The sequence below is a fragment of the Acinetobacter sp. C15 genome, assembly GCF_013420645.1.
Lineage (GTDB): Bacteria > Pseudomonadota > Gammaproteobacteria > Pseudomonadales > Moraxellaceae > Acinetobacter > Acinetobacter indicus.
Genome location: NZ_VOXR01000009.1, coordinates 54,395 through 79,046, shown reverse-complemented (window position 1 = coordinate 79,046; position 24,652 = coordinate 54,395). Strand labels below are relative to the sequence as shown.

Sequence of the window (24,652 nt, the reverse complement as noted above, 5' to 3'; positions counted from 1 at the left end):
CAAGCTCATCGGTTAGCACAATTAAAGTACCGCAATGATAAATGAGAAGTGTTTTCATTTGCAACAATTAATTTGGCTATTTTAATGGCTTTTTCAAATAATCAATAAAAAAGGCATACTAAAAGTATGCCTTTAAATCTGGTGATTCACAACAACTTATTGGAATACCACTGTTTTATTGCCATCGACAATAATCCGGTCTTCCAGATGCCATTTCACTGCACGCGCCAGCACGTTACGCTCCACATCCTGACCCAGTTCACGCAGCTGCTCGACAGTAAAATCGTGGCTGACACGCTCCACATCCTGCTCGATAATCGGGCCCTGGTCTAAATCCGCGGTCACATAGTGCGCAGTTGCCCCAATCAGTTTCACGCCTTTGTCATAGGCTTGCTGATACGGGTTGGCGCCAACGAAAGCTGGCAGGAAGGAATGGTGAATATTGATCACTTTCATTTCCCATTTGCTGACAAATTCTTCATCCAGAATCTGCATATAACGTGCCAGCACCAGTACATCATTGCCCTGCATCAATTCATCAATTTTGGCATAGGCTTCGCGTTTATTTTCCTTGTTAACCGGCACCACTTCAAATGGAATACCAAAGTTTTCAACCGCTTCACGTAAAGTTTCGTGATTCGACACCACTTTGGTGATTTCACACGGCAGACCACCACGCGCATGACGCCATAACAGTTCCAGCAAGGCATGATCGACTTTAGACACTAAAATACCGACCTTTTTCACATCGGCCACCAAGGCCAGACGCCATTGCATTTCATAACGCTCGGCCACATTGCTGGCAAAGGTCTGGATCAGGCTTTCACGACGGCTTTGCAGATGATCCAGCTCGAATTCAACGCGCATGAAATAACGCCCGCCCTGAGCTTCAGTCGCGTATTGATCAAGTGCGGTAATATTTGCTCCCTGATGATACAAAAAGCTCGATACAGCCTGCACGATACCTGGCTTATCCTCACAAGTAATCAGTAAACGTGCAGTATTCGCAGTCGTCATATTCATGTTGGTTTATATCACTAATCAGTTAAATTGAAAAAATAAGCCGGCTATTCTAGCGCGTTTCCTTAACAGACTAAATAGGGGAATCAGTTTCTGTATTCTTGCTTGAAGATAAGCTGGCAAACAGTTCCGATGAACCCAGGGTCTGTAACAGGCCTTCATAGGTTTGACGGCTTTCACCACGCAAATACGCCCCTTCCAGGAATACCATCTGACGCAGCGCCTGCCAGACCCACTTCTCTTCCAGCGTATTCGAGTCGGTAATATGCCCCGACATATACAGGAAGTTGGTCCAGTTGGTCAGCACAATCCACAGGTTAATAATTAAGGCTTCAATTTCCGAGTCGGTCATTTCCATTAAACCGGCTTCCACGAAAGCTTTATAAATTTTTTGTCCCTGCTGCATCACCTGTCCGGCAAAACGCGGATACATTTTGCGGAAATCTTCGTTATTTTCCACCAGATGATAGACATCCCGATGCAAAAAGCGGTAGTTCCATAACTGGCTGCTAAGGACCTGAAAGTAATGAATCTTATCATTGGCATCCAGCGGACGGTCATCCGGCAAAGCCAGCATGCTCAGGGTTTCGGCCTGATACTGCTCCATCAGCTCTTTAATAATTTCGTTTTTATTGCGGAAATGATAGTACAAATTACCCGGACTCATACCCAATTCAGCTGCAATATGATTGGTCGTCACGACACGTTCGCCACGTTCATTAAAAAGTTGCAGGCTTAACTGCAAAATACGTTCTTTGGTTTTCACCGTTTTCGAGTGTGACATCCTAAAGTAACCATTCTTTCAAACTGTTAAGAAACTAACAGATAAAGTAACTTGACTATTTAGAGTAAATACTCTAAAAACTAAATTAATTGATTCAATCGAATGGTAACACGCCATGAACAGTCAAACAAAAACAACTTCGATGACCACTCCCGACAGCACGCCCCATAACCTTGATGCACAACGTTTACATGATGTTCTGGCCCTGCAGAAATACGCCTATCAGCGCTATCCGCTGCCAACCGCCAAAGAACGGATTGACCGCCTGGCACGGTTAAAACGGGTGCTGGTGAAATATCAGGATCAGTTTGCCGAAGCAATTAATGAAGACTATGGTAACCGTTCGATGGACGAGACCAAAATTGGCGAATTACTCACCTGCCTTGAACATATCAAATACTACAGCAAAAACCTTAGCGGCTGGATGAAACCGTCCAAGCGACACGTCGGAATTATTCATCAACCGGCCAAAGCCTGGGTGCAATATCAGCCTTTGGGTGTGGTCGGCATTATTGCACCGTGGAATTATCCGCTGTTACTGTCGGTCGGTCCGTTAATCTGCGCTTTAGCAGCCGGCAACCATGCCATGATTAAAATTTCCAGTGCCTCGATGCATTTTGGCCGCGTGCTGGAAAATGCCATTGCCGAAGCCTTCCCACAGGAACTGGTGGCGGTCATTACCGGTGGTGGTGCAATTTCCGATACCTTTAGTCATCTGGCCTTCGATAAAATGATTTTTACCGGTTCGACCAATGTCGGTAAAACCGTGATGGCGGCGGCAGCCGAAAATCTGGTGCCGGTGATTTTAGAGCTGGGCGGTAAATCGCCCGTGCTGGTGCATCCATCAAGTGATATGGCTGATGTTGCCGAGCGGATTGCGGTTGGTAAACTCTGGAATGCCGGACAGACCTGCGTGGCACCGGACTATATGTTCCTGCCTAAAGGCAAAACCGCCGAATTCCTGAATCATTATGAACAATATATTAAGCAGATGTATCCAAGTCTGCGCGACAATCAGGATTACACCTCCATTATTAATGACAAGCAGTACAACCGGCTGCAGGGCTATTTAGACAATGCCCGTGAACAGGGCGCCCAACTGATTGAAATCAATCCGCAAAATGAACTGCTGGACGATGTACGCAAAGTCGCTCCGACCGTACTGACCGGGGTCACCACCGAAATGCGCATCATGAAAGAGGAAATTTTCGGACCACTGCTGCCCATCATGGAATATGAACAAATTGATGATGTAATCGAGTTTATTAATAGCCGTCCGCGTCCACTTGCATTATACTACTTCGACTTTGATCAGGCGCGTGCCGACTATGTCGCACAGCGTACCCATTCAGGGCATTTCGGACAAAACATGGTACTGACCCATGTCGCACAGGATGACTTACCATTTGGTGGTGTCGGTGCGTCAGGGATGGGCAAATATCATGGTCCCGAAGGATTCTTCAGTTTGTCGCATGAACGCTCGGTGATGTCTAATCCGAAGCTGTATAGCTTGAAATACATCCTGCCGCCGTTCAATAAGCCGATTCACAGACTAATTTCAAAGATGCTTCTTCGCTAAATGATCAAGGCATGAGCTATTAGCATGGCTCGTGCTGCGTTTTCCTGAAAATCGCTTGTCTTTTAAGCGCATTTTTGGTATAAAACGCCCCTTGAATGAATTCATCCGTTTATTTTTGACTGGCCATACAGATTTGCTGTTGGCTAAATCAATGGAGTTACACCATGTCTAAGGTTTGCCAAGTTACCGGCAAGCGTCCAGTCGTTGGTAACAACGTCTCACACGCCAACAACAAAACTAAGCGCCGGTTCGAGCCGAACCTGCACCACCACCGTTTCTGGTTAGAAAGCGAAAAACGTTTTGTACGTCTTCGCTTAACCACTAAAGGTATGCGTATTATCGACAAATTGGGCATTGAAAAGGTTGTTGCTGACCTACGTGCTCAAGGTCAAAAGATCTAAGTAAGGAGTCAGGACAATGCGTGATAAGATTCGCTTAGTTTCTACAGCTGGTACAGGTTATTTCTATACCACGACTAAAAACAAACGTACTATGCCGGAAAAAATGGAAATCAAAAAATTTGATCCAAAAATCCGTCAACACGTAATCTTCAAAGAAGCTAAAATCAAATAATTTTGGCTTTTTGAAAAAAACGACCTCTCTGCAGGTCGTTTTTTTTGCACTTTTTTTCTTCCAGTTGTTAAAATTTTCTGATCTTTTCAATCTGGCACTCTCTGTGCTTGTCTTTTTTACACTTAACCTTGGCTTAAGGAGTTGTTAGTGCCGCATGATGTAGAACTTATTATCTTATTGGCTGTCGGCTTTGGACTGGCCTTACTGTTCGGCTATATTGCCGCCCGTTTACGTTTACCGCCCCTGATCGGTTATCTGGTGGCCGGTATCCTGATTAGTCCAAATACGCCCGGCGTGGTCGGTGATATTCACCTGGCCAACCAGCTGGCTGAACTGGGTGTGATGTTCCTGATGTTTGGCGTCGGGATGCATTTCTCGCTCAATGACCTGATGCAAGTCAAACGGATTGCCCTGCCCGGTGCCATCCTGCAGATTACCGTCGCCACCTTGCTGGGGATTGGGGTCTCGATGATGTGGGGCTGGAGTTTCGGCTCTGCACTGGTGTTCGGTCTTAGCCTGTCCTGTGCCAGTACGGTAGTTCTACTCAAAGCACTGGGAGATCGCGGCCTGCTAGACTCGGTCAACGGCAAGATTGCCGTGGGCTGGCTGCTGGTCGAGGACCTAGTAATGGTGCTGGTGCTGGTACTGTTGCCGGCTACCGCAGTCCTGTTGGGTGGACAGGCACTTGCCGGTAGTGCAGCTGATGAAAACATCTGGCTGACACTGGGCATTACCCTGTTAAAAGTCACCGGCTTTATTGCCTTTATGCTGATTGTCGGAAAACGATTGGTACCCTGGATTATGCAGGTGGTGGCGCGTCTGGGTTCCCGTGAACTGTTTACCCTGACTGTCGTCGCGGCGGCCGTGTCAATTGCCTTTGGTGCCTATAAAGTCTTTGGTGTGTCGATGGCACTGGGCGCCTTCTTTGCCGGTATGGTGGTGAAAGAGTCTGACTTTAGCCATCGTGCTGAAGAAGAAACCCTGCCGCTACGGGAGATTTTCTCAATCCTGTTCTTCGTGTCGGTGGGGATGCTGTTTGACCCGCGGATTCTGCTGGAAGAACCGCTGCATGTGCTGGCAGTGGTCGGCATTATCATGATTGGTAAAACCATTGCCGCCATGGCCCTGGTCCTGTTCTTCCGCTACCCGATTAACACTGCATTAACGGTAGGTGCTTCACTGGCGCAGATTGGTGAATTCTCCTTTATTCTGGCCACGCTCGGCGTATCGTTACAGCTGCTGTCTCTAGAAGGTCAAAACCTGATTCTGGCCGGTGCCCTGATTTCCATTACCTTAAACACCTTCCTGTTTTCGGCGATTGAACCGGTACAGCGCTGGATTCGCGAGCGCTCACATCTAGCCCGTTTGCTGGAACGCAGTGGCGACCCGCTGGCGATGTTACCCGATGAAGTTTCACAAGATTATCTGCGGGATCAGGTCGTGATTATTGGCCATGGTGAAGTCGGCCGCCGTATTACCAAAAACCTGATGGCGGAAAATATCAAGGTGGTGATTGCCGAAGAAAACCGTGAGATTGTTGAAAACCTGCGGGAAAAAGGCATTGCTGCGGTATCCGGTGTGGCTACTGAGCCCGGAGTACTGATTCAGGCACATATTCAGCATGCCCGTTTACTGGTGATTTCACCGATGGACATTATTGATATTCATAAAATTGTTGATATTGCGACTACTTTGAATCCGCAAATTCAGGTGCTGATCTGCGCGGAAAGCAAAGAAGAAGCCGAAGTCATTCGCCGTGACAATATCGGTGAGGTGTACTTTGCCAAAGAAGAAATGGCCAAGAACATGAGCAATCATATTTTAAACCAGATTGAAATTGCCCATCATCAACCACCCTCACATTAAGCCTCAGGCACAAAAAAGCGCACCTTCGGGTGCGCTTTTGCATTCCAGAGCATGAGCCGACTAGCTCAGATACTTCGGCTGCTCATCAACCACTTCGGCCTGCCATTCATTGACCTGCTTTTCCAGCAGCCCGAATAATGCGGCCTGAATCATGTGCTGGGCGACAATTGGCGTCTGATCTCCCAGCAGGGCTTTGACTTCATCATTAAACTGGATTTTGACCAGAGGTTCCTGTTCTGAACCAGCATTACGCAATGCCAACTCACCACCTTCAAGCTGAACCAATTCCAAAATCGCGTCCTGATTTCCAAATAAGGCTTTTAACTGTTCTATAGACATAATTCCTCCATGTTCAACATGGTGGCAAAGATGGACTCTTTGCATCGCTTAGATAGTTAATATGATGTCAGGTTTTCAGAATTCAAGGGACTCTGGTCGGGTTTAGAATTCCACCATTTCATTTCTGAAACCATCAATTAACTGCATCAGCTCACGATGCCATTCACGCAGGATTTTGGTATCTGGCAGCCATGCTTGCGGGGTTTGAGTGACTTTAATAATCAGATTCGATGAAGTCTCATCTTCCGGTTCAGGCGCGCTTGGCTCCGGCGTATACTGACAAAGACGATAAGCGCGTTTTAATTCGGCAATAAAGCCTTCTTTGGCCAGTTTTTGCAGAATCACCACTTCAGGCGATACCTGACCTTTGGCCGCCATCGCTTCTTCAATTGATTTTAAAGTCGGCTGCAGCTCATTCAGGCGGTAGTAACGCACCAGTTCCTGCAAAAAGGCCAGTACAGCACCATGCAGATGAAACACCGCTGCTTCGCGATGTGCCTGCGCCTGCTGGATATGTTCGGTTTGTTCGGCTTGCTGACATGAAAGACGGGCAAAATACAGTTTTTGATTGGTACGGTCGGCATGAAAGCGAGCAACACGGGACATGAATAGCGTTCCTAAATTTTGGCTTTTATTTCAACATTAAGCTTAATCGCTCTGCGTCCAAATGCCCAACAAAAAATACATATGAGCGCTATCATCAGCATCGATATTTTCTACGATAAGTTTAAATAGAGAAAAATGCAGCGTTAAAAAAGGAGCCACTAAGGACTCCTTTTGATGTTCAAGCTTTCGGCTTGTCTTCCGCAGCTTTAACGCGAATGCCAGCACCTTTGACTTTCAGGGTATTCAGGCCCTTAATCGCTTTGACGGCTTCACGACCATGCGGCATTTCCACAAAGCCAAACCCTTTGGACTTGCCACTGTCAGCCTCTTTAACAATCACCGCAGATTCGACTGTGCCAAACGGCTGAAACAGCGCCAGCAGTTCAGCATCGGTGATAGAACGCTCTAAATTACGTACAAGAATTTTCATTTACTTTTTCCAAATAGGCCAAATCATCCAAAAGCATGCGCCTACTCTACTCTGGAGATTGTGCATCAAGCTGCACAACACATGGCTCTAGTTTAATCGAGATCAATCCCAAAATCTAAACGAATCTTCTGGCGTTCGATCAGTGCACTTTTAACAGTTTGTTCACGGGTTTTATAATGGGTTTCACTTTGACACAGGTTACGGGTCAAATCGTTCAGAAAATAGCTTTCTACAGTACGTCCCTGTTCATCGACCGTATCTCTGGCCCACCAGCTGATGTTCTGCTTGGTCAGAATCAGCTCGTTTTGCGCCCGGGTTAAAGCCACATACAGCACCCGGCGTTCTTCTTCAACTTCGTCAAAATTCCCTTGCGCCCGTGCATGTGGATACTGCCCGGCAGTGACATTGGCCACATAGCAGACCTTCTGCTCGGTGCCTTTGGCCGAGTGGATGGTAATGAGCGTGACCACATCATCATCTGACTGGCGCTCAATTTCACTAATCGAAATCGGATCGAGTACATATTCTTCCAGAAACTCGCTGAGCTGACCGTGTTTGCTGGCCAGCTGCTTGACCAGATCAAAATCTTTAAGCCGTTTTGACCAGTCTTTTTTGGCGTAATTCTGTTCCAGCTGCTCCACCAGTGCCTCAATCGCCAGACTGACACAGACGTCGACTTCCTGTTTCAGTACCGCCATTTGCTTCATAATCAAAATGGTTTTATCCGGAATCCGGCCAAATTTCTCCAGCTTTTCCGCAATCTGCTCCATTTCCGGATTCAACAATAACTGCTGTGCCAATTTACTGGCACCGACATCTCCAACGCCATTCCACAGGGTCAGAAAACGCATCCAGGCAATATCATCCGCCGGATTGGCAATGACCCGCAGCAGACTGAGCAAATCCTTAACGTGTGCCGATTCCAGTAATTTCATGCCGCCAATAAAACGATACGGAACATTGGCCGCAATAAAGGCCGCTTCAATATGCCGCGCGGCAAAGCTGGAACGCACCAGCACCATATGCTCCTGCCATGCTGCCCCCTGGATAAAGTGACGCTCTTTGATATCAATCGCAATCCATTTGGCTTCATCAAACTCATTCGGGAAAATATGCATGCGCGGTTTTAAGCCACTGCCACGATACGCCTCCAGCCGTTTGTCATAGCCGATCGGACTTTGCTCCAGCAACCAGTTCGACAGATCCAAAATTTCCTGGGTTGAACGATAATTACGCTCCAGCTTATAAATCTGGGCACCCGGAACACGTTCTTTAAAGTGATGAATGTTTTCAAAGTCTGCACCACGGAAACCGTAAATCGACTGCGCATCATCACCAACACAGAACAGCTGCACCCGCTCTTTTAACGGCTCTAGTAAGGCCCATTGCAAAGGATTGGTGTCCTGCATTTCATCGACCAGCATGTGCTGGCACAACGACGCGACATAATCGACCAGCCCCTCTGATTGGGCCAGCGCCGAAGCGACAATTGCCAGAATATCGTCATAATCCAGAAAATGACGCGCCTGCTTGCGCGCTTCATATTCTTTCATGATCTCGGCAATCTGATCTTTATAATCCAGACATTCCGGCAGCTGCTTTTCCAGGGCAATACTCAGTTTTTGCCGGGTATTGCGGGCAAATGAATACAGATCACATAGCTGCTGCGGCTTGGGCAAGGCATTTGGATTTTTCTTGTCATCTTTACCACGCAGTAAACGGAACATCATGATCTGGTCATCACGATCAATAATCGAGAACTGTTCCAGCCCAAAGGCTTTTGGAATCCGGCGCAGCAGATACATACAGAAGGTATGGAAGGTCGAAGCACGCAAGCCCTTGGCCTGCTCGCCCAGCGCCAGTTCGACCCGCGCTACAATTTCGGCAGCGGCACGGCGGGTAAAGGTTAAAATCTGAATCTGGTTGGCCGGAACGCCCTGATCAATCAGATAAGCCGCACGCGCCACAATGGTTTTGGTTTTGCCACAGCCTGCCCCAGCCAAGACCAAACTGTGCTTTGCTTCAGTGGTGGCTGCATTTTTCTGTTGGGGATTTAACTCGTCGATGAGCTGTGCAAGTGACATACCAAATCATTTCTCGAAAATTCAAAGCGAGATCTTATCATAAGCATCCCATCAACATAAAAACTAGCCTATTTGTAAACCCGGATCGTTTTCGAATTGAGTACTTCGTATTGCAGCCCCAGCTGTCGGGTCGTTACGTCCAAAAATTCAAAAAAGTTCGAATTGCGTAAATGAAGGGGAAATTGATGATTCATGTCGACATCTGAATCCACAATCAGCGTGACCTTCTTTTCAATTGCCAGCAGATTTTAAAACACTCAGATGCATCTCATCAAAATTAAAGGACAGCTCTCTCGGCTGTGAGTACTGCTGTACAGGGTTTTTCTTGAGATAATTTTGCATATTTTCGCAGTAGGCCGGTTTTGCAAAACTGTGTACAGTGATGCAGCTTAATGTCAAAACCAAGATGATCTTTTTCATCATTTCCCCATTTAGCATTTTATTTTTAAACCCTATTGGCATCTGGGTTTGTCACGCTTTCTTTAGTGATTGCATGACATTTTCGACGCTGTCGGTTAAATTGTTTTCTGCATTTCGAATCGCATCTTCCACTGAAATATCAGGTGGATTAATACCAATAATCTGTGTAAATCCCGCCTCCAGCAGTGGCTCAATATCTTCACCAATCATTCCTGCAAACGCATAGACCGGTTTATTCAAGCTTTTCGCAACCTGTGCCACGCCAAATGGGGTTTTGCCCATGAAGGTCTGCCGATCAATTTTCCCTTCGCCGGTCAGGACCACATCGGCCTGTGTAATTTTTTCAGTCAACCCGGTTTGCTGAATCAGCAGTTCAACACCTGACTGAATTTTTGCGCGTGCAAAAGCAAGCAAGCCAAAGCCCAGTCCACCCGCTGCACCGGCCCCGGCCTGATGTTGCACATTAACCCCGAGCGTTGTTTCAACCAGATTGGCAAAATAACCCAAGTTCTGATCGAGAATTTTGACCAGCTCCGGTGTGGCACCTTTTTGCGGTCCAAAAATGGCCGAGGCACCATATTCCCCACAGAGCGGATTATTGACATCGCTGGCAATCAGCATCTCGGTGGTTGCCAAACGGGCATTCAAAGCACTAAGGTCAATCTCGCAGATCTGCTTTAAATTGCCGCCACAAGGTTGCACCTCCAGGCCAGCCTGATCTAAAAATTTCACCCCCAACGCTTGCGCCATTCCACTGCCGGCATCATTGGTGACACTGCCGCCCAGTCCAATCACGATTTTAGACACGCCCAGATCCAGCGCCTGGCGGATCATCTCGCCAGTGCCATAAGTAGAAGTAAGCGCCGGATTGCGCTGCGCCAACGGAATAAGATGAATACCATTGGCCTTGGCCATTTCAATGACTGCAGTTTTGCCGTCGTCAATCAGGGCAAAGTAGCTTTCAACCTGTTGCTGCGGCAAAGGGCCGCGTACCCGACACGAAACTTTCTGCCCGGCACATGCATTTAACAGGGCATCGACGGTGCCTTCACCGCCATCGGCCAGCGGTACCAAGCGACAGATTGCATCCGGAAACTGCCGCAAGATTCCGCGCTGCATGGCCTGGGCGGCCTGTACTGCGCTCAGGCTTTCTTTAAAGGAATCTGGTGCAATCACAAAACGAAGTGGCATGTGGTTTATCCCCAGCGTGGGTGTCCATTGTGGATAAGTGTTGACTTATCCGCATATTAGCGTAGCCAGCCAATTTCCGCAGCGGTCAGGTCATTAATGACGGTGTATTGCAGGCTGTCCGGCATTTTGCTGGTGCTGCTACTTAGCGGAATATGCCCGCCCATTAACTCAGCTTTCTGCTGTGGATAGCGTGGCTGTTGCTGCGGGTTGGCATAACCCAGCGGATAAATTGGTAGTCCGGTGGCCAGATCATATTTATCACGGGCGCCAAAAGCATGCAGTAATTCATGCACCAGCACCACATGGTTCTGCTGGGTCTGACGCTCGGCGGCAAACAGGTTAACCGAACCAATCCGGCCTTTTTCCAGCGCGGTAGAATGTTTTAAAGCTTTTTGATGGGCTGGATCATAATAGTTTAAATACAGGGTCACATGCGGTGCGCCATCAACTGACTGATGCTGACGCCAGGCATAAAACCGGAACTTGAGACTCCAGATGATGCTATCGAGTAAAGAAGCCTGTTCCGGTACCTGTGGCGGCAACTGTTTCAGTTCCCGGCCAAGCTGCAGATAAAAATATACCGGTTGCTGGCGATACTGTGCTGCGGCCTGCTGCAAATACTGCTGCACCGTTTGAAAACTGCTGTTAGACAGCTGCTGGATATAAAGCTGCGTGCTGTCCTGTCCATCAGCATTCACCGGATGCAAGAGCACCCGCACCGGTTTAGTCCAGTCCTGATTCTGGTCACGATAGGCATTTACAGCCACAATGAAAAGAATCAGCAACAAGATCAGGATACGAATCTTTTTCCACATCGGCTTAAGCGCTCTGTTTTTTGAGTTTTCTCAGATACATCTGACTCATTTCAATTTTGGTTTCAAACAGATTCAGGGTTTTAATGAGTCCGGAGAGCTTGGCCCGACCATAGTTTCTGGAATCAAAATCCGGTTTTACCGCGCTGATATATTGCCCAACCATACCCAGATTGGCCCAGCCATTTTCATCGGCATTGTCTTTGACTGCTTTATAAATCAGATTCAGTGTGGCGCGATCCATCATCTCTGCAGCCGGGTTTTCTTTCGGCGCAGTGCTGGATTTTAGCTCGGAATTTTTTGCACTTTCTATGTTCTTTTTGTCCTGAACCGGGCTTATTTCATCTTCTTCGGCATTTTTCAGTTCATTTTCAGAGATCAGGTTTTCAATATAAATAAATTTATCACAGGCTTTTTTAAATGCTTCCGGGGTCGATTTTTTGCCAAAACCATAAACACTCAGGCCATTTTCACGAATCCGCGAGGCCAGCGGAGTAAAGTCACTGTCACTGGACACAATACAGAAACCATCCAGCGCTCCGGCATAGAGCAAATCCATGGCATCAATAATCAGGATCATGTCGGTGGCATCTTTGCCTTTGGTATAGGCAAACTGCTGTACCGGGGTAATGGCATGTGGTAACAGCACATCACGCCACTTTTTCAGGGTTTCACTGCTCCAGTCTCCATAGACCCGTTTCACACTGGCAATACCATATTTGGCCACTTCTTCAAGCACCGAAGCAATAGCGTGAATCGAAGAGTTATCGGCATCAATTAACACCGCAAATTTTTTTGTTTGGATATCCACCGGTTCCCCAAGCGCTTATTATTCAAATTTATTGTGGAAGTAATTTTGACATAAAAAATGCCGACTTCCGTCAGCATTTTTTCAGTTTTTCACGATCAGGCTTCGACCCATTTACCATCCTGATATACCAGACTCCATTTGGTCTGTTTGCCTTCAGGGGTTTCAGAGCCAATATATTGCGCCTGATTTTTACGGCTGAATTTCACCAGAGTCGGGTTGCCTTCTGGGTCTACATCGGGTGCCTGCAAAATGAATTGATATTTTGGATCAAGCTGGTCAGCAACCGTACGCAGTTCCGCCACCTTCGGTGCACGGGTTTCACGCACTTTCGGGAACTTGCTGGCCGCCAGGAATAAACCGGCAGCGCCATCACGCAGGACAAAAAAGTCATCATGCTTGGTCGAGCGTAAATGTTCCATCTTGATTGGGTCGACACGCGGCGGCGCAGGCTGACCGTTTTTCAAGACTTTACGGGTATTGTCACAGCTGGTGCAGGCAAAATACGGACCAAAACGGCCAGTTTTCAGCTGCATTTCGCCATCACATTTATCGCATGGAATGGTCGGGCCATCATAGCCTTTAATCTTGAACTCGCCTTCTTCCAGCTCAAAACCGGCACAGTCCGGGTTATTACCGCAAATATGCAATTTACGGCCCCCATCAATCACGTAGCTATCCATGGCAGTTTCACAGATCGGGCAGCGTTTTTTCGACATCAGGTCGGCGGTTTCAGCACTGTCATCATCTGACAGGGCCGCCAGAGATTCAACTGGCGTTAAATTCAAAGTGCCTTTACAGCGTTCTTTTGGCGGCAGGTTATAACCGGAACAGCCCAGGAATACCCCGGTGGTACCGGTACGAATCTGCATTGGACGTTCGCATTCCGGACAATGCACGGCATCCACTTCCACCGGCAGATTACGGCGCATGCCCTGTTCGCCCTGTGCATTGGTCAAACGGGTTTTAAAATCACCATAGAAGCTGTCGAGCAGATCTTTCCAGTTGCGTTCACCATCGGCCACTTTATCCAGCTGACCTTCTAAGTCCGCGGTAAAGTCGTAGTTCATCAGGTTGTTAAAGCTTTCATCCAGACGGTCGGTGACAATTTCACCCATCTTTTCCGCAAACAGGCGGCGGTTTTCCAGCTTGACATAACCACGGTCCTGAATGGTAGAAATAATCGCCGCATAGGTCGATGGGCGGCCAATGCCACGTTTTTCCAGTTCTTTCACCAGCGAGGCTTCGGTAAAACGTGCAGGCGGCTTGGTAAAGTGTTGTGATGGGTCCAGCTTTTGCAGTTTCAGCACTTCGCCGACTTTCACTGCAGGCAGCAATACATCATCATCAGACTTGTTCTGACCACGCACTTTGGTAAAGCCATCAAAGACCAGGGTACGGCCCTTGGCTTTCAGTTCCACACCATTGGCATTGACCAGAATGGTCGATGATAAATACTCGGCCGGAGTCATCTGACAGGCCACAAACTGACGCCAGATTAAATCGTATAAACGCTGGGCATCACGCTCGACACCAGCCAGGCTGTCGCCTTTCAGACCGACATTGGATGGACGAATCGCTTCGTGAGCCTCTTGCGCGCCGGCTTTGTTGCCGTAGCGGTTTGGCTTGGCCGGTAAATATTTTTGGCCATACTCGGATTCAATATGCGTACGCACCATATTCACGGCGTCATCACTCAGGAACGTTGAGTCGGTACGCATATAGGTAATAAAACCGGCTTCATACAGACGCTGTGCCAACATCATGGTTTTCTTGACCGAGAAACCTAGACGGGTACTGGCCGCCTGTTGCAGCGTTGAGGTGATATACGGCGCACTCGGATTCACCTTGGTCGGCTTGTCTTCACGTGCAGCCACCGTATAGTCTGCATCTTTAATCAGGTTCAGCAAGGCATCGGTTTCAGCCTTGTTACGCAGCTTTAGGGTCTTGCCATTTTGCTTGACTGCTTCCAGACGAATATCATCTTGTGCAGATTTGGTATCGGCAAATACCTGCCAGTATTCTTCCGGAATGAAGGCACGAATTTCACGTTCACGCTCTACCACCAGTTTGACGGCTACTGACTGGACACGACCGGCTGACAGACCACGGGCAATTTTTTCCCACAGCAATGGCGAAATCATAAAGCCAACCACACGGTCCAGGAAACGGCGCGCCTGCTGCGCATTGACTTTATTGGTGTCTAGACGTGCCGGATGCTTAAAGGCTTCCTGAATGGCATTTTTGGTAATTTCGTTAAATACCACACGCTGATAACGCGCATCATCACCGCCAATGACTTCTTTTAAATGCCAGGCAATGGCTTCCCCTTCACGGTCCAAATCCGTTGCCAGATAGACTTCATCGACCTGCGATGCCAGTTTTTTCAATTCAGCAACAACATTTTCCTTGCCCGGTAGCACTTCATACTGGGCTTTCCAGCCATGCTCCGGGTCTACCCCCATGCGGTTGACCAAGGCCTGCTGAGCTTTTTCTGCTTTTTGTGCTTCGGTCAGTTTGGCACGTGTGGTGGTTTTCTTTTCTGTACTTTTACTGGCGCCTGTAGGCAAATCACGCACGTGACCGACCGACGACTTTACAATGTAATTCGAACCGAGGTATTTGTTGATTGTTTTCGCTTTTGCAGGCGACTCCACAATCACCAAGGCACGCTTAGCGCCATCGGCAGATTTTGCTGTAGTGCTTTTCGATGTGGAGCGAGGAGCGTTCGCCATAGTTAACCGTAGTTCCTGTGAAAATGTTTTAAATTAAAGTTCAGCCAAAGAATGTAAATATGCCTTGATGTCATCCAGTTGGGTGGCTTTCAGATCAGCTTCTTCATCCCAATAGAGTCCTACACAGTTTGCCTGCATATCAATAGCATAAATGCCCTTTAATGCAACGGGTGTATGATTAAATTTTTCCTCACCATGCACCAGTTCAAGCTGCTGATCGACCACCCGGGCGCGCATTAACGGCAAGCGGGCCTCTGGAATCAGTACGCTATAATAGGCCACCATACTGGCACGGCTTTCTGTGGCCATCGGAATTTTGGTCCAGTCCGGCGCAGCCACCAGACGCGGATGCAGGCCCATCTTGCGGGCTTTTTCACGCATCAGGCCGAGGGCTTTTTCTCTTGGACTGACACGCAAACCAAAAATCGAGCCCAGCACAAAAATGATGATGGCCAGTGCCACCCAAATTCCAGTATTTTCCATAGCTCAACCTTTATGTTCTTTTATTAGAGTTGCATAAGCGCCATATAAAACGCAAGTTTGCACGATAAAATTAATTCAGGAACATTTCGTGGCTATAGACCACTTCATGCCCGTTCCAGTAGATATAGCCTTTTTCCAGCAGTTCCTTGAGCAATAACCGCACGTCGGACTGGGGAAACATCTGTTCTAACAGGTCACGCAAGGCATAAATATCTTTGGGTTTATCGGCTTTCAGTTCGCGCAGTTTACGCGCCACTTCCAGCTGTACCGGATCAATCTGGTCAAAATTTTTAAACAGCGGCTGCTGCGCACTTTGAATCGGCGCGGCGACAGAGTCCTGTTCAATAACAGGAGCAGCTCCGCTTTCTGTCGACTGTAACTGTTTTAAGGCCTGATCCAGACTGCTGGCCACCGGTGTTTTTTCAGCAGAGGCATTTAAATCCAGCTGAATCCACTGTTTCAGCACCTTCTTGCGAAAGGCAATTTGCTCATCATAACGCTTGATAATTTTCAGATTAATTAACAAACCGACCAGACGCTGGGCTTTTTCCGGCACCACCTGCAAAATATTGCTGAGAGAGTTTTTCAGCTTCTCGACCGTATTCGGTTTACCGCTCATTTTTGCCAGAGCATCACAGTATTTTTTGACCAGTTGCAAATACGGTTTTTGCTGGATGGTGGCAATACTCGGCAAGCTGTATTTTGGCGTATGAAGTGGCTGCGCCGCATCTTCTGGCTGAATTAGAATCAGATGGGCACTGATATTCGAGGCCTGTAGCATCTGCACCAGTATATCGCTGCTGTCCTGGGCCGAAATAATTTCGACATGGCTATCCGGCTCAAGTAATGCCATTAACTGCCCGACCACCACGGCATATTCAAACTCTTTATGGGGCGCTTCCGGAGTGTCCAGCACCACCACCTGAGCGCTGTTCATCCAGCTGGCCAGTTCAGTCAGGTCATCCAGCGCGTACTCAAAGCGTCCGGCACAGTTAAACAGGTAGAGCGTTGAATAATGCTGCAGAATATCGCGCAGCAGTTGTGCTGTAGGCATATTCTGTTCAAGATCTAAAAGTACAACTTTTTGGGTCATGACAAAAAATAAAGGATCTGAGAGCCGAAAGTGGGCATTAGAGCCGGAAGTGAGATAAAGGTCAAATTTTTTTATTGCGGCGCTGTGATCGCTGCCTCAAAAGCGACTGGAGCTAAACCGCCCCACTAGCCCCCCGCTTTATATAGATACCTCAACATAAAACCCGCATTCAGGCTGCGGGTGTATTCATAGATTGTGCGGGATGCTCTAGCAATTGACAGATTAATAATGCGGCGGAATATTGGTCAGCGGATCGAAGGGAGCAATGCCTTCTGACAGGTCAGCCGACTCAACCCGTTGATAAAGCAGCTGCATTTGTTTCTTGAGGTCGGCAATTTCCAGATTCTGTTTAGTCACCTGCTCATTCAGCTGTTCAACTAAATCATCTAAAAATGCAATTCGGACTTGCAAATCTTCAATGGGTGCGGAAAATGACGCCTGATCATTTAGATTTTGTTGTTTAGTCATTTTAAATCCTCATTTGAGATTTTTCAGGAAACACTATGGCCTATATTACCCTAAGGGATGTCCAGCTCGCGTTTGGTGGACCCGCCCTGCTCGACGGCGCGAACTTTACTCTTGAACGTGGCGAACGAGTGTGTTTGATCGGCCGTAATGGTGAAGGTAAGTCTACCTTACTTAAACTGATTGAAGGAAGCTTACTGCCCGATGCCGGCGAAGTCTCGATTCAAAATGGCTTAACCGTGTCCATGCTCACCCAGGATGTCCCGATGGATTCGGGCAAGGTTGCCGATATTGTCGCCGATGGTGCCGGTGAAGCAGCAGAAGTCTTGCGTGCCTATCATGCCGCCAATGATGCCTGCGTACTGGGCGATATGGCCGCCTGCGAGCGCATGGGTGAACTGCAACACAAACTGGATCAGCTTGATGGCTGGGCACTGGAAAACAAGGTCAACTCTATTTTAAGCAAAATGGGGCTGGACCCGAATGCCGATCTGGCAGATCTTTCCGGTGGCCGTAAACGCCGCGTGCTGCTGGCCCGTGCCCTGCTGACCCAACCGGACATCCTGTTACTGGATGAGCCGACTAACCATCTCGATGTTGAAAGTATCGAATGGCTGGAAAAATTCCTGCTCGATCAGAACAACCTGACCTTATTGTTTATTTCGCACGACCGGACCTTTGTCGACAGTCTGGCAACCCGTATTGTCGAACTGGATCGCGGGATTCTGCGCAGTTATGAAGGCAACTATTCGCGCTATCTGGATCTCAAAGCCCAGCAGCTGGAAGCAGAAGAAAAACAGAATGCTCTGTTTGAGAAAAAACTGGCCGAAGAAGAAGCCTGGATCCGTCAGGGCATTAAAGCGCGTCGTACCCGCAACGAAGGTCGTGTTCGTGCCCTGAAAGCCTTACGCGAAGAATCCAAAGCGCGTCGCTTCCAGCAAGGCAAAGTCAACATGGGGGTACAGGAAGCTGCGCGTTCAGGTAAACTGGTCTTTGATATTGAGCATCTGGGCGTCAGCTATGATGGCAAGCCGCTAATCAAAGACTTCTCGGCCATTGTCATGCGTGGCGACCGGATTGGTCTGGTTGGAGATAACGGGGTCGGTAAAACCACCCTGATTAAAGCCATTTTGGATGAAGTGGAACACAGCGGTACCGTTAAAATTGGCACCCAACTGGAAATTGCCTATTTTGATCAGCTGCGTAACCAGCTGGATTTGGAAAAATCGGTCAAGGACAACGTTTCTGAAGGTTCTGACTTTGTTGATGTCAATGGACAGCGCCGTCATATCTACAGCTATCTGCAAGACTTCCTGTTTAACCCGGAACGTGCGCGTACCCCGGTCAAAGCCTTGTCCGGCGGTGAACGTAACCGCGTGCTACTGGCCAAACTCTTGCTGAAACCATCCAATTTAATTGTGATGGATGAGCCGACCAACGATCTGGATATGGTCACGCTGGAACTGCTGGAAGAAATGCTGGCTGAATACAAAGGCACCTTGCTGCTAATTTCGCATGACCGTGCCTTTATGGACAACGTGGTTACCTCGACCTGGGTGTTTGATGGCAAAGGCCATATTGAAGAATATGTCGGCGGCTATCAGGACTATTTACAGCAGCGTCCGGATCAAACCGTGGTTGACCAGAAAATGGCGGTGAAAAAAGCCCAGGCCAAGGCAGAAGCAGCAAAAGTAGAAGCTGCTCCGGCGCCTGTGAAAAAGAAACTCAGCTATAAAGATCAGCGTGAGCTGGACCAGCTACCGGCTGAAATTGAAGCGCTGGAAGCAGAACAGGCTGCACTGTCAGAAAAACTGGCTGATGGTTCCTGGTTTGTATCCGATGCCGAAGCTGCAACCCAAGCCTCGCAGCGTCTGGCAGAAATTGAAGAGATTCTGCTGGAAAAACTGGAACGCTGGGATGAGCTGGAAAATATGAGCAAAGGCAGTTAATTCACCCGCTTCACAGCATCTGCCGGACAGCGGCAGATGCTTTTCATCTTCAAAATCGTTCATGCTACACTGCATTTAACCTTCATTTTAAAACGTCACTATGCCGCAACCGCAAGATTATCAACCTGGTGAATTTCAATGGTCCTTTCTGCTACCGAAATACTGGAGCATCTGGATCGGTATTATCTTCCTGATGATTTTGGCAATCTTGCCGTGGGCCATTCAGTACCGTTTAGGCCAGTGGCTGGGCCAGCTGGCGTTTCGCTATCTGCATTCACGCCGTAAAACCACTGTCCGCAATCTGGAGCTGTGCTTTCCAGAATGGTCTGCGCAAGAGGTGCAGGACAACGCGCGCCAGGTTTTTGTTGACCAGATGATTGGCGTATTTGAAACCCTAAATGCCTGGTATAGCCCGAAATGGTTCCAGGGCCGGGTCAGTATTGAAGGTCTGGAATATATTCAGCAGGCGCAAGCGGAAGGCAAAGGCGTCTTGTTGCTGGGCACCCACTCGACCCTGCTTGATGCCGGCGGCTATTTATGTGCCCAGTATTTTGAACCCGATGTGGTCTATCGTCCGCAGAACAATCCGCTGTTAGATATGCTGATTTACCGCTGCCGGGCCACCATTTATGCCCATCAGATTGACCATGATGATATGCGTGGTCTGGTACGTAACCTGAAAAATGGCCATGCCATCTGGTACAGTCCGGATCAGGATTTTGGTCTGAAACAAGGCGTAATGGCGCCATTCTTTGGCGTGCCGGCAGCCACCGTGACTGCGCATCGTCGTTTACTGAAAATGACCAAAGCCGCCGCAATTCCGCTGTATTTCTACCGCCATGGTGATCTTAAAAATCCGAAATATCATGTCTTGATTGAGCCACCGGTTGAGCGTTTACCAAGTGAGGATGAAGTCGATGATGCGACGCGTGTTAATTTGATTATTGAACGTCAGCTGCGCATCGCGCCGACTCAATATATGTGGTTTCATCGCCGTTTTAAGACCCGTCCACAAGGCTATGAGCAGCTGTACTAAGCAATACAGCTGTATTAAGCCAATCTTTCTGCGAGTCAAATACCATATGCTGATCAAAATACCAGGACACGACAGCCCATAAAGTTAAACCCGAGTTCTGCATCCTGCAAAACTCGGGCTTATGAGGTTGTGCTTTCAAAACTTTTTTGTTGTTATCTCTGGCTTTCCATTCCTGCATCATCTCCATGATGACAATCCACCGGCTTCAACTTCCTTAACGGGACTCTCCTTTCCCAACTCCATCTGCCGATATGCTTAGAATACGCAGCTTGCTCGGTTTCAGCTATTGGCCATCGGCCTAAATCTGTGTAAGCCATTTCTTACACTTTTCCTCAAATTTCATGGCGTCTTACTGCCCTGCTTATAATCCTGAGCCAAATCATCGGTCACGATTTTTTCTTCCCGCTCGGCTTTTTCAATGCCTTCCTGAATCGCCTCCTGCGCTTCTTCGTCATCGGCTTCAGTCTGTTCCAGCTCTTCCTGAATGTGCTCAAACACCCGACCGGTCTGTAATACCACATAGACCGGAAAATGATCTGAGCCCATATGTGGCAGCCGCTTCATCTCCACCAGGGCAAAATCGGTACTGTGAAACACATGGTCCAGCGACCAGCGCAATAAGGGATAATCGGCATGGAAAGTATTGACATAATGCCGGCCGACGCGCGGGTCCAGCAGGCCACTGATGCGCTGAAACAGGCGGGTGGTACGTGACCAGGCCACATCATTCAGGTCGCCCATCACAATACAGCTTTCATCCAGATCTTTAATCTGATCGCCGACAATTAATAGCTCGGCATCACGCAGGGTCGAATCTTTGGCTTCAGTCGGACTCGGCGGTTTTGGATGCAGACAGTACAGCTGCACCGGCTGGCCTGAACGCAGGATGACCGTGGTATGAATTGACGGAATTTCATCACTAAGGATAAATTTCACTTCGGTTTCTTTTAAGGGCAGGCGGCTATAGAGATGCATACCATATAAATTGTCCAGCGGCACCGGCACGCGATAAGGATAATCCGGTTCAATCACCGCCAGCTGCTGCTGCCAGACCGTATCGGTTTCCAGTGTCAGTACCAAATCGGGCTGGTATTTCCGGATTTCAGCAATGAGCAGGTGATATTTCTGGTTGGTGGTCAATACATTGGAAACTATTAACGAAATTTGCTGATCAGGGTTCAGCTGCTCCGGCTTGACCTTTTTGACCTGCTTTTTCCAGATAAAGGTATAAGGCAGCACCATTTTCAGCTGGTACGCCAGAGCGGCAATCAGACCGGTTAAAATCACATAGCGCGGCGTATCCCAGGCCGCATCCCACAGCAGCATCAGCACAAAGGCCACAATCCCCAGCATCAGAACCTGCAATCTGGGAAAATCGGCACCTCGAAACCACCATTCATCGCGCGGAATCAGCGACCAGAAGCTGATCCAGATGACGAAAATGGCCAGCATTTCCACCCAAATCATATGCACCTACTTAGAAAGTTCATTTTTCTCGTTTTTTTTTAAATAGAAATCTAACGTTATCAATTTTGTATGTAACACAAACAAGTTATTTCACTCAATAATAATGATGTTTTGATTATGTAGAGCTTGCAGTTGTGTCCCCTTTTGATACACTCATACTCCTTTTTGTTTTTTTACGCACCGAGGCAAAGTGACATGAAAGTAGGTCTGGTCGGTTGGCGCGGGATGGTAGGTTCCGTCCTTATGCAACGTATGGTTGAAGAGAATGATTTTGCTCATTTTGAGCCATTTTATTTCTCTACCAGTAATGCCGGTGGTGAAGCACCAGCGTTTGGCGGTAAAACTGCCCCAGCACTTATGGATGCAACGGACATTAACAGTCTGAAGCAAATGGATGTCATTATTACCTGTCAAGGTGGCGACTATACCTCAGACGTGTTCCCGAAACTGAAAGCTGAAGGCTGGAACGGTTACTGGATTGATGCAGCATCTACCCTGCGTATGGATGATGAAGCGATTATCGTGCTTGATCCGGTGAACATGAACGTGATTAAAGACGGTCTGGTGAAAGGCACCAAAACATTTGTGGGCGGTAACTGTACGGTTTCACTCATGTTGATGGGCTTAGGCGGTCTGTTCCAGAACAATCTGGTGGAATGGGCAACCTCGATGACGTATCAGGCTGCTTCTGGTGCAGGCGCGCAAAACATGCGTGAACTGATCACCGGTATGGGCTACCTGTATAACAACACCAAAGAACTGCTGGATGACCCACGTTCTCCAATTCTGGACATCGACTCTAAAATTGCTGAACTGCAACGTGGCGAAGGTTTCCCGTCAGCCAACTTCGGTGTACCGCTTGCTGGCTCTTTAATTCCATACATCGACAAACAGCTGGAAAATGGCCAGTCGAAAGAAGAATGGAAAGGTCAGTCTGAAACCAACAAGATTTTAGGCAACCAGCAAATCGTACCAATTGATGGTCACTGTGTCCGTATTGGTGCCATGCGTTGTCACTCTCAGGCCCTTACCCTGAAACTGCGTAAAGATGTACCTCTGGATGAAATCGAAGATATCATCGCCAGCGCCAATGACTGGTCGAAAGTGGTACCAAATACCCGTGAAGCCTCAATGACAGATTTAACGCCTGTTGCAGTAACCGGTACCTTAACTGTTCCTGTGGGCCGTTTACGCAAGCTGAACATGGGTAAAGAATACCTGGGCGCGTTCACCGTCGGTGACCAGTTGCTTTGGGGTGCGGCAGAACCATTACGCCGTATGCTACGCATCTTAATTGACTATAAAAACGCGTAAGCCTTTTAAGCAAAAGTAAATTACAAAAAGCCGATCTGAAAAGATCGGCTTTTTATGTAACTAGCCTGTAAATATTTTACAATCGACTTACAACTCGCTAATCTATTCTTTTCGCTATGCGATAAATGACCGAGCTAACGATTAAGATGACCGTATATAACAAATTAAAGATCGCGATTTTAGCTATTCTTGCCTCACAACATATTCATGCGATTAATGTCGATCCTGTTCAGATTCAGTCAGCACCTGGGGAATTGCTGTATGCTGAAATGAACTTCCGTCAGTCCAATGTCAATGCGCCGATTGAAGTCAGTCTGGCCTCGGCAGAAGACTTGATGGCCATTGGTGCCAGCCATCGTCCACCGGGTCATTTAAACTTCTTTACCCGACGTGATGGTGCTGGCAACGGGGTCATTACCATTACCTCTTCTCGGCCACTGACCGATACCGAATTGAATATTGTGGTCAAAATTCGTGAAGGCTCGGCCACGCGTTTACAGCATATTAAAACCTCACTAAAACGTAGTACCCTGGCAGAACAACGCGCGCAGCTGCAACCGAAAGAGCAGCCGCTAACCCCGGTTATGGTCGTGAATGAACGGGACATTGCCTTAAACTTGCCGACCAGTACCGCCTATACCACAGCCACCACTGCATCTACCAGCACCACGCGCAGTGTAGAAGCACCCTTGGCGATTCAAGCCAGCCCGCCACCGGCTTTAAGTCCATCAACTACAGCAACTGTCAGCGCAGCAGCACAGCCGGCTGCAAGCCCTGTGTCAGCGGTTACGCCATCGACTTCGGCGACATCAGCTCAACCGGCCTCTACACATAACGCGGGCAACACAGCTGCCGTAAATACAGCTGCTCCGGTTTCAGCAGACCCACTGGTCAAGAAATATGCCGAGCAGTTAAAAGCGCAGCAACAGCAAGCACCGGCAAAGCCGGCACCAGTTACAGCACCCAAAGCACCTGCTCCATCTGCGCCAGCATCAACCACAGCACGGCATGTGGTGCAATCCAATGAATCGCTATGGGCGATTGCCTCACGTATTGCCACAGAGAACCAGCAGCCGGTCGGCGAAGTGATGCAACAGATTAAAGCCCACAATGAACATGCCTTTATTCAGGGCGATGCCAACCGTTTACGCCGCGGTGCCACCTTGAATTTACAGGCCGTCAGCAGCGGGCAAAAAGCCGCGAAAAAGACCGTGCCAATCCCAGCAACCCAGCCTTCACGCCAGTCTGGCAAGGCCAAATACCGGATCAGTCAGGCCGAAATGAGCCTGGTGGCAGAAAATCAGCAAGATTCTGCCCAAGGTTCTGCCAAAAAGAACACACAAAGCGCGCAAACCTCAGAAGAGTTGTCACTAAAAGTTATGACAGCGCGTGAGAAAACCGTTAAATTACAGAGAAACGTAACACAGTTAGAATTGGCATTAAGTCAGAAGGATCAAAGAATTCAATTACTCAATGCGCGTCTTGCTGAATTGCAACAACAGTTGAAAAAGCAACAAGCCGAAAATAAGCCAAAACTCTAACGTATTACTCAACATGATTTTTTCAGGAGAGATGGTTTATTCCTCTCTGCCTAAGGG

Annotated in this window: 22 protein-coding genes; 8 read left to right on the top strand and 14 right to left on the bottom strand. The window is 48.2% G+C overall.

The window, feature by feature from the left end:
* Positions 1-156: 156 nt before the first annotated feature.
* Both purU and FTT63_RS05625 read right to left on the bottom strand, forming a co-directional pair.
* Complete coding sequence (gene purU / locus FTT63_RS05630; protein WP_005182122.1) at positions 157-1,023, bottom strand: formyltetrahydrofolate deformylase; 867 nt, start codon at positions 1,021-1,023, stop codon at positions 157-159.
* Positions 1,024-1,093: 70 nt separating this feature from the next.
* The gene (locus FTT63_RS05625) at positions 1,094-1,804 is read right to left on the bottom strand and encodes a TetR/AcrR family transcriptional regulator (RefSeq protein WP_005182118.1); all 711 of its coding nucleotides are present in this window, start codon (positions 1,802-1,804) and stop codon (positions 1,094-1,096) included.
* A gap of 115 nt (positions 1,805-1,919) precedes the next feature.
* On the opposite strand from FTT63_RS05625, the gene FTT63_RS05620 reads away from it, so the two are divergent.
* From FTT63_RS05620 to FTT63_RS05605, 4 genes are all read left to right on the top strand, one after another.
* The gene (locus FTT63_RS05620) at positions 1,920-3,383 is read left to right on the top strand and encodes a coniferyl aldehyde dehydrogenase (protein WP_163169942.1); all 1,464 of its coding nucleotides are present in this window, start codon (positions 1,920-1,922) and stop codon (positions 3,381-3,383) included.
* 164 nt (positions 3,384-3,547) lie between these two features.
* The gene (rpmB, locus tag FTT63_RS05615; RefSeq protein ID WP_000048256.1) at positions 3,548-3,784 is read left to right on the top strand and encodes a 50S ribosomal protein L28; all 237 of its coding nucleotides are present in this window, start codon (positions 3,548-3,550) and stop codon (positions 3,782-3,784) included.
* Positions 3,785-3,800: 16 nt separating this feature from the next.
* A complete protein-coding gene (rpmG, locus tag FTT63_RS05610) occupies positions 3,801-3,956 on the top strand; it encodes a 50S ribosomal protein L33 (protein WP_003654787.1) in 156 nt (51 codons plus the stop codon).
* 147 nt (positions 3,957-4,103) lie between these two features.
* Complete coding sequence (locus tag FTT63_RS05605; protein WP_075167257.1) at positions 4,104-5,822, top strand: cation:proton antiporter; 1,719 nt, start codon at positions 4,104-4,106, stop codon at positions 5,820-5,822.
* Positions 5,823-5,882: 60 nt separating this feature from the next.
* Here the strand turns inward: FTT63_RS05605 and FTT63_RS05600 are convergent, their stop codons facing one another.
* From FTT63_RS05600 to FTT63_RS05550, 11 genes are all read right to left on the bottom strand, one after another.
* Entirely contained in the window at positions 5,883-6,161 is a 279-nt protein-coding gene (locus tag FTT63_RS05600) for a hypothetical protein (RefSeq protein WP_005182110.1), read from the bottom strand.
* Between the two features lie 102 nt (positions 6,162-6,263).
* Positions 6,264-6,767 carry a DUF6586 family protein gene (locus FTT63_RS05595; RefSeq protein WP_005182107.1) on the bottom strand — a complete coding sequence of 168 codons (504 nt, stop codon included), beginning with the start codon at positions 6,765-6,767 and terminating at the stop codon, positions 6,264-6,266.
* A 178-nt stretch (positions 6,768-6,945) separates the two neighbouring features.
* The gene (locus FTT63_RS05590; RefSeq protein ID WP_005182105.1) at positions 6,946-7,197 is read right to left on the bottom strand and encodes an RNA-binding protein; all 252 of its coding nucleotides are present in this window, start codon (positions 7,195-7,197) and stop codon (positions 6,946-6,948) included.
* Between the two features lie 92 nt (positions 7,198-7,289).
* Positions 7,290-9,281, bottom strand: coding sequence for an ATP-dependent helicase (locus FTT63_RS05585; protein WP_163169941.1), 1,992 nt, complete (start codon positions 9,279-9,281; stop codon positions 7,290-7,292).
* Positions 9,282-9,752: 471 nt separating this feature from the next.
* Positions 9,753-10,892: a glycerate kinase gene (locus tag FTT63_RS05580; protein ID WP_163169940.1), complete on the bottom strand. Its 1,140-nt coding sequence runs from the start codon at positions 10,890-10,892 to the stop codon at positions 9,753-9,755.
* Positions 10,893-10,948: 56 nt separating this feature from the next.
* Entirely contained in the window at positions 10,949-11,707 is a 759-nt protein-coding gene (locus FTT63_RS05575; RefSeq protein WP_163169939.1) for a hypothetical protein, read from the bottom strand.
* 4 nt (positions 11,708-11,711) lie between these two features.
* Entirely contained in the window at positions 11,712-12,515 is an 804-nt protein-coding gene (locus tag FTT63_RS05570; RefSeq protein WP_163142891.1) for an NYN domain-containing protein, read from the bottom strand.
* A 95-nt stretch (positions 12,516-12,610) separates the two neighbouring features.
* Positions 12,611-15,247: a type I DNA topoisomerase gene (gene topA, locus FTT63_RS05565; protein ID WP_005182090.1), complete on the bottom strand. Its 2,637-nt coding sequence runs from the start codon at positions 15,245-15,247 to the stop codon at positions 12,611-12,613.
* A gap of 33 nt (positions 15,248-15,280) precedes the next feature.
* Positions 15,281-15,730, bottom strand: coding sequence for an ammonium transporter (locus FTT63_RS05560; RefSeq protein WP_005182089.1), 450 nt, complete (start codon positions 15,728-15,730; stop codon positions 15,281-15,283).
* Positions 15,731-15,800: 70 nt separating this feature from the next.
* Complete coding sequence (locus FTT63_RS05555; RefSeq protein ID WP_005182088.1) at positions 15,801-16,823, bottom strand: hypothetical protein; 1,023 nt, start codon at positions 16,821-16,823, stop codon at positions 15,801-15,803.
* Positions 16,824-17,045: 222 nt separating this feature from the next.
* Entirely contained in the window at positions 17,046-17,291 is a 246-nt protein-coding gene (locus FTT63_RS05550; protein WP_005182087.1) for a SlyX family protein, read from the bottom strand.
* A gap of 35 nt (positions 17,292-17,326) precedes the next feature.
* Here FTT63_RS05550 and FTT63_RS05545 point away from each other — a divergent pair, with 35 nt between their 5' ends.
* Positions 17,327-19,237, top strand: a complete 1,911-nt coding sequence (locus tag FTT63_RS05545) for an ATP-binding cassette domain-containing protein (protein WP_163169938.1) — start codon at positions 17,327-17,329, stop codon at positions 19,235-19,237.
* 100 nt (positions 19,238-19,337) lie between these two features.
* The gene (gene lpxL / locus FTT63_RS05540; RefSeq protein ID WP_016659582.1) at positions 19,338-20,273 is read left to right on the top strand and encodes an LpxL/LpxP family Kdo(2)-lipid IV(A) lauroyl/palmitoleoyl acyltransferase; all 936 of its coding nucleotides are present in this window, start codon (positions 19,338-19,340) and stop codon (positions 20,271-20,273) included.
* Between the two features lie 339 nt (positions 20,274-20,612).
* On the opposite strand, the gene FTT63_RS05535 is transcribed toward lpxL, so the two are convergent.
* Positions 20,613-21,740: an endonuclease/exonuclease/phosphatase family protein gene (locus FTT63_RS05535; RefSeq protein WP_127799025.1), complete on the bottom strand. Its 1,128-nt coding sequence runs from the start codon at positions 21,738-21,740 to the stop codon at positions 20,613-20,615.
* A gap of 195 nt (positions 21,741-21,935) precedes the next feature.
* Here FTT63_RS05535 and asd point away from each other — a divergent pair, with 195 nt between their 5' ends.
* Both asd and FTT63_RS05525 read left to right on the top strand, forming a co-directional pair.
* A complete protein-coding gene (gene asd / locus FTT63_RS05530) occupies positions 21,936-23,054 on the top strand; it encodes an aspartate-semialdehyde dehydrogenase (protein ID WP_005182074.1) in 1,119 nt (372 codons plus the stop codon).
* Between the two features lie 125 nt (positions 23,055-23,179).
* Complete coding sequence (locus FTT63_RS05525) at positions 23,180-24,595, top strand: hypothetical protein (protein WP_127799027.1); 1,416 nt, start codon at positions 23,180-23,182, stop codon at positions 24,593-24,595.
* Positions 24,596-24,652: the final 57 nt, after the last annotated feature.

Bases quoted from the DNA above. Each gene is read 5' to 3' on its own strand.
- FTT63_RS05580 (WP_163169940.1), bottom strand. From the start codon at position 10,892: ATGCCACTTCGTTTTGTGATTGCACCAGATTCCTTTAAAGAAAGCCTG.
- FTT63_RS05525 (WP_127799027.1), top strand. From the start codon at position 23,180: ATGACCGAGCTAACGATTAAGATGACCGTATATAACAAATTAAAGATC.
- asd (WP_005182074.1), top strand. From the start codon at position 21,936: ATGAAAGTAGGTCTGGTCGGTTGGCGCGGGATGGTAGGTTCCGTCCTT.
- FTT63_RS05620 (WP_163169942.1), top strand. From the start codon at position 1,920: ATGAACAGTCAAACAAAAACAACTTCGATGACCACTCCCGACAGCACG.
- FTT63_RS05625 (WP_005182118.1), bottom strand. From the start codon at position 1,804: ATGTCACACTCGAAAACGGTGAAAACCAAAGAACGTATTTTGCAGTTA.
- topA (WP_005182090.1), bottom strand. From the start codon at position 15,247: ATGGCGAACGCTCCTCGCTCCACATCGAAAAGCACTACAGCAAAATCT.
- lpxL (WP_016659582.1), top strand. From the start codon at position 19,338: ATGCCGCAACCGCAAGATTATCAACCTGGTGAATTTCAATGGTCCTTT.
- rpmB (WP_000048256.1), top strand. From the start codon at position 3,548: ATGTCTAAGGTTTGCCAAGTTACCGGCAAGCGTCCAGTCGTTGGTAAC.
- FTT63_RS05555 (WP_005182088.1), bottom strand. From the start codon at position 16,823: ATGACCCAAAAAGTTGTACTTTTAGATCTTGAACAGAATATGCCTACA.
- purU (WP_005182122.1), bottom strand. From the start codon at position 1,023: ATGAATATGACGACTGCGAATACTGCACGTTTACTGATTACTTGTGAG.
- FTT63_RS05545 (WP_163169938.1), top strand. From the start codon at position 17,327: ATGGCCTATATTACCCTAAGGGATGTCCAGCTCGCGTTTGGTGGACCC.
- FTT63_RS05600 (WP_005182110.1), bottom strand. From the start codon at position 6,161: ATGTCTATAGAACAGTTAAAAGCCTTATTTGGAAATCAGGACGCGATT.
- rpmG (WP_003654787.1), top strand. From the start codon at position 3,801: ATGCGTGATAAGATTCGCTTAGTTTCTACAGCTGGTACAGGTTATTTC.
- FTT63_RS05595 (WP_005182107.1), bottom strand. From the start codon at position 6,767: ATGTCCCGTGTTGCTCGCTTTCATGCCGACCGTACCAATCAAAAACTG.
- FTT63_RS05585 (WP_163169941.1), bottom strand. From the start codon at position 9,281: ATGTCACTTGCACAGCTCATCGACGAGTTAAATCCCCAACAGAAAAAT.
- FTT63_RS05590 (WP_005182105.1), bottom strand. From the start codon at position 7,197: ATGAAAATTCTTGTACGTAATTTAGAGCGTTCTATCACCGATGCTGAA.
- FTT63_RS05560 (WP_005182089.1), bottom strand. From the start codon at position 15,730: ATGGAAAATACTGGAATTTGGGTGGCACTGGCCATCATCATTTTTGTG.
- FTT63_RS05550 (WP_005182087.1), bottom strand. From the start codon at position 17,291: ATGACTAAACAACAAAATCTAAATGATCAGGCGTCATTTTCCGCACCC.
- FTT63_RS05535 (WP_127799025.1), bottom strand. From the start codon at position 21,740: ATGATTTGGGTGGAAATGCTGGCCATTTTCGTCATCTGGATCAGCTTC.
- FTT63_RS05575 (WP_163169939.1), bottom strand. From the start codon at position 11,707: ATGTGGAAAAAGATTCGTATCCTGATCTTGTTGCTGATTCTTTTCATT.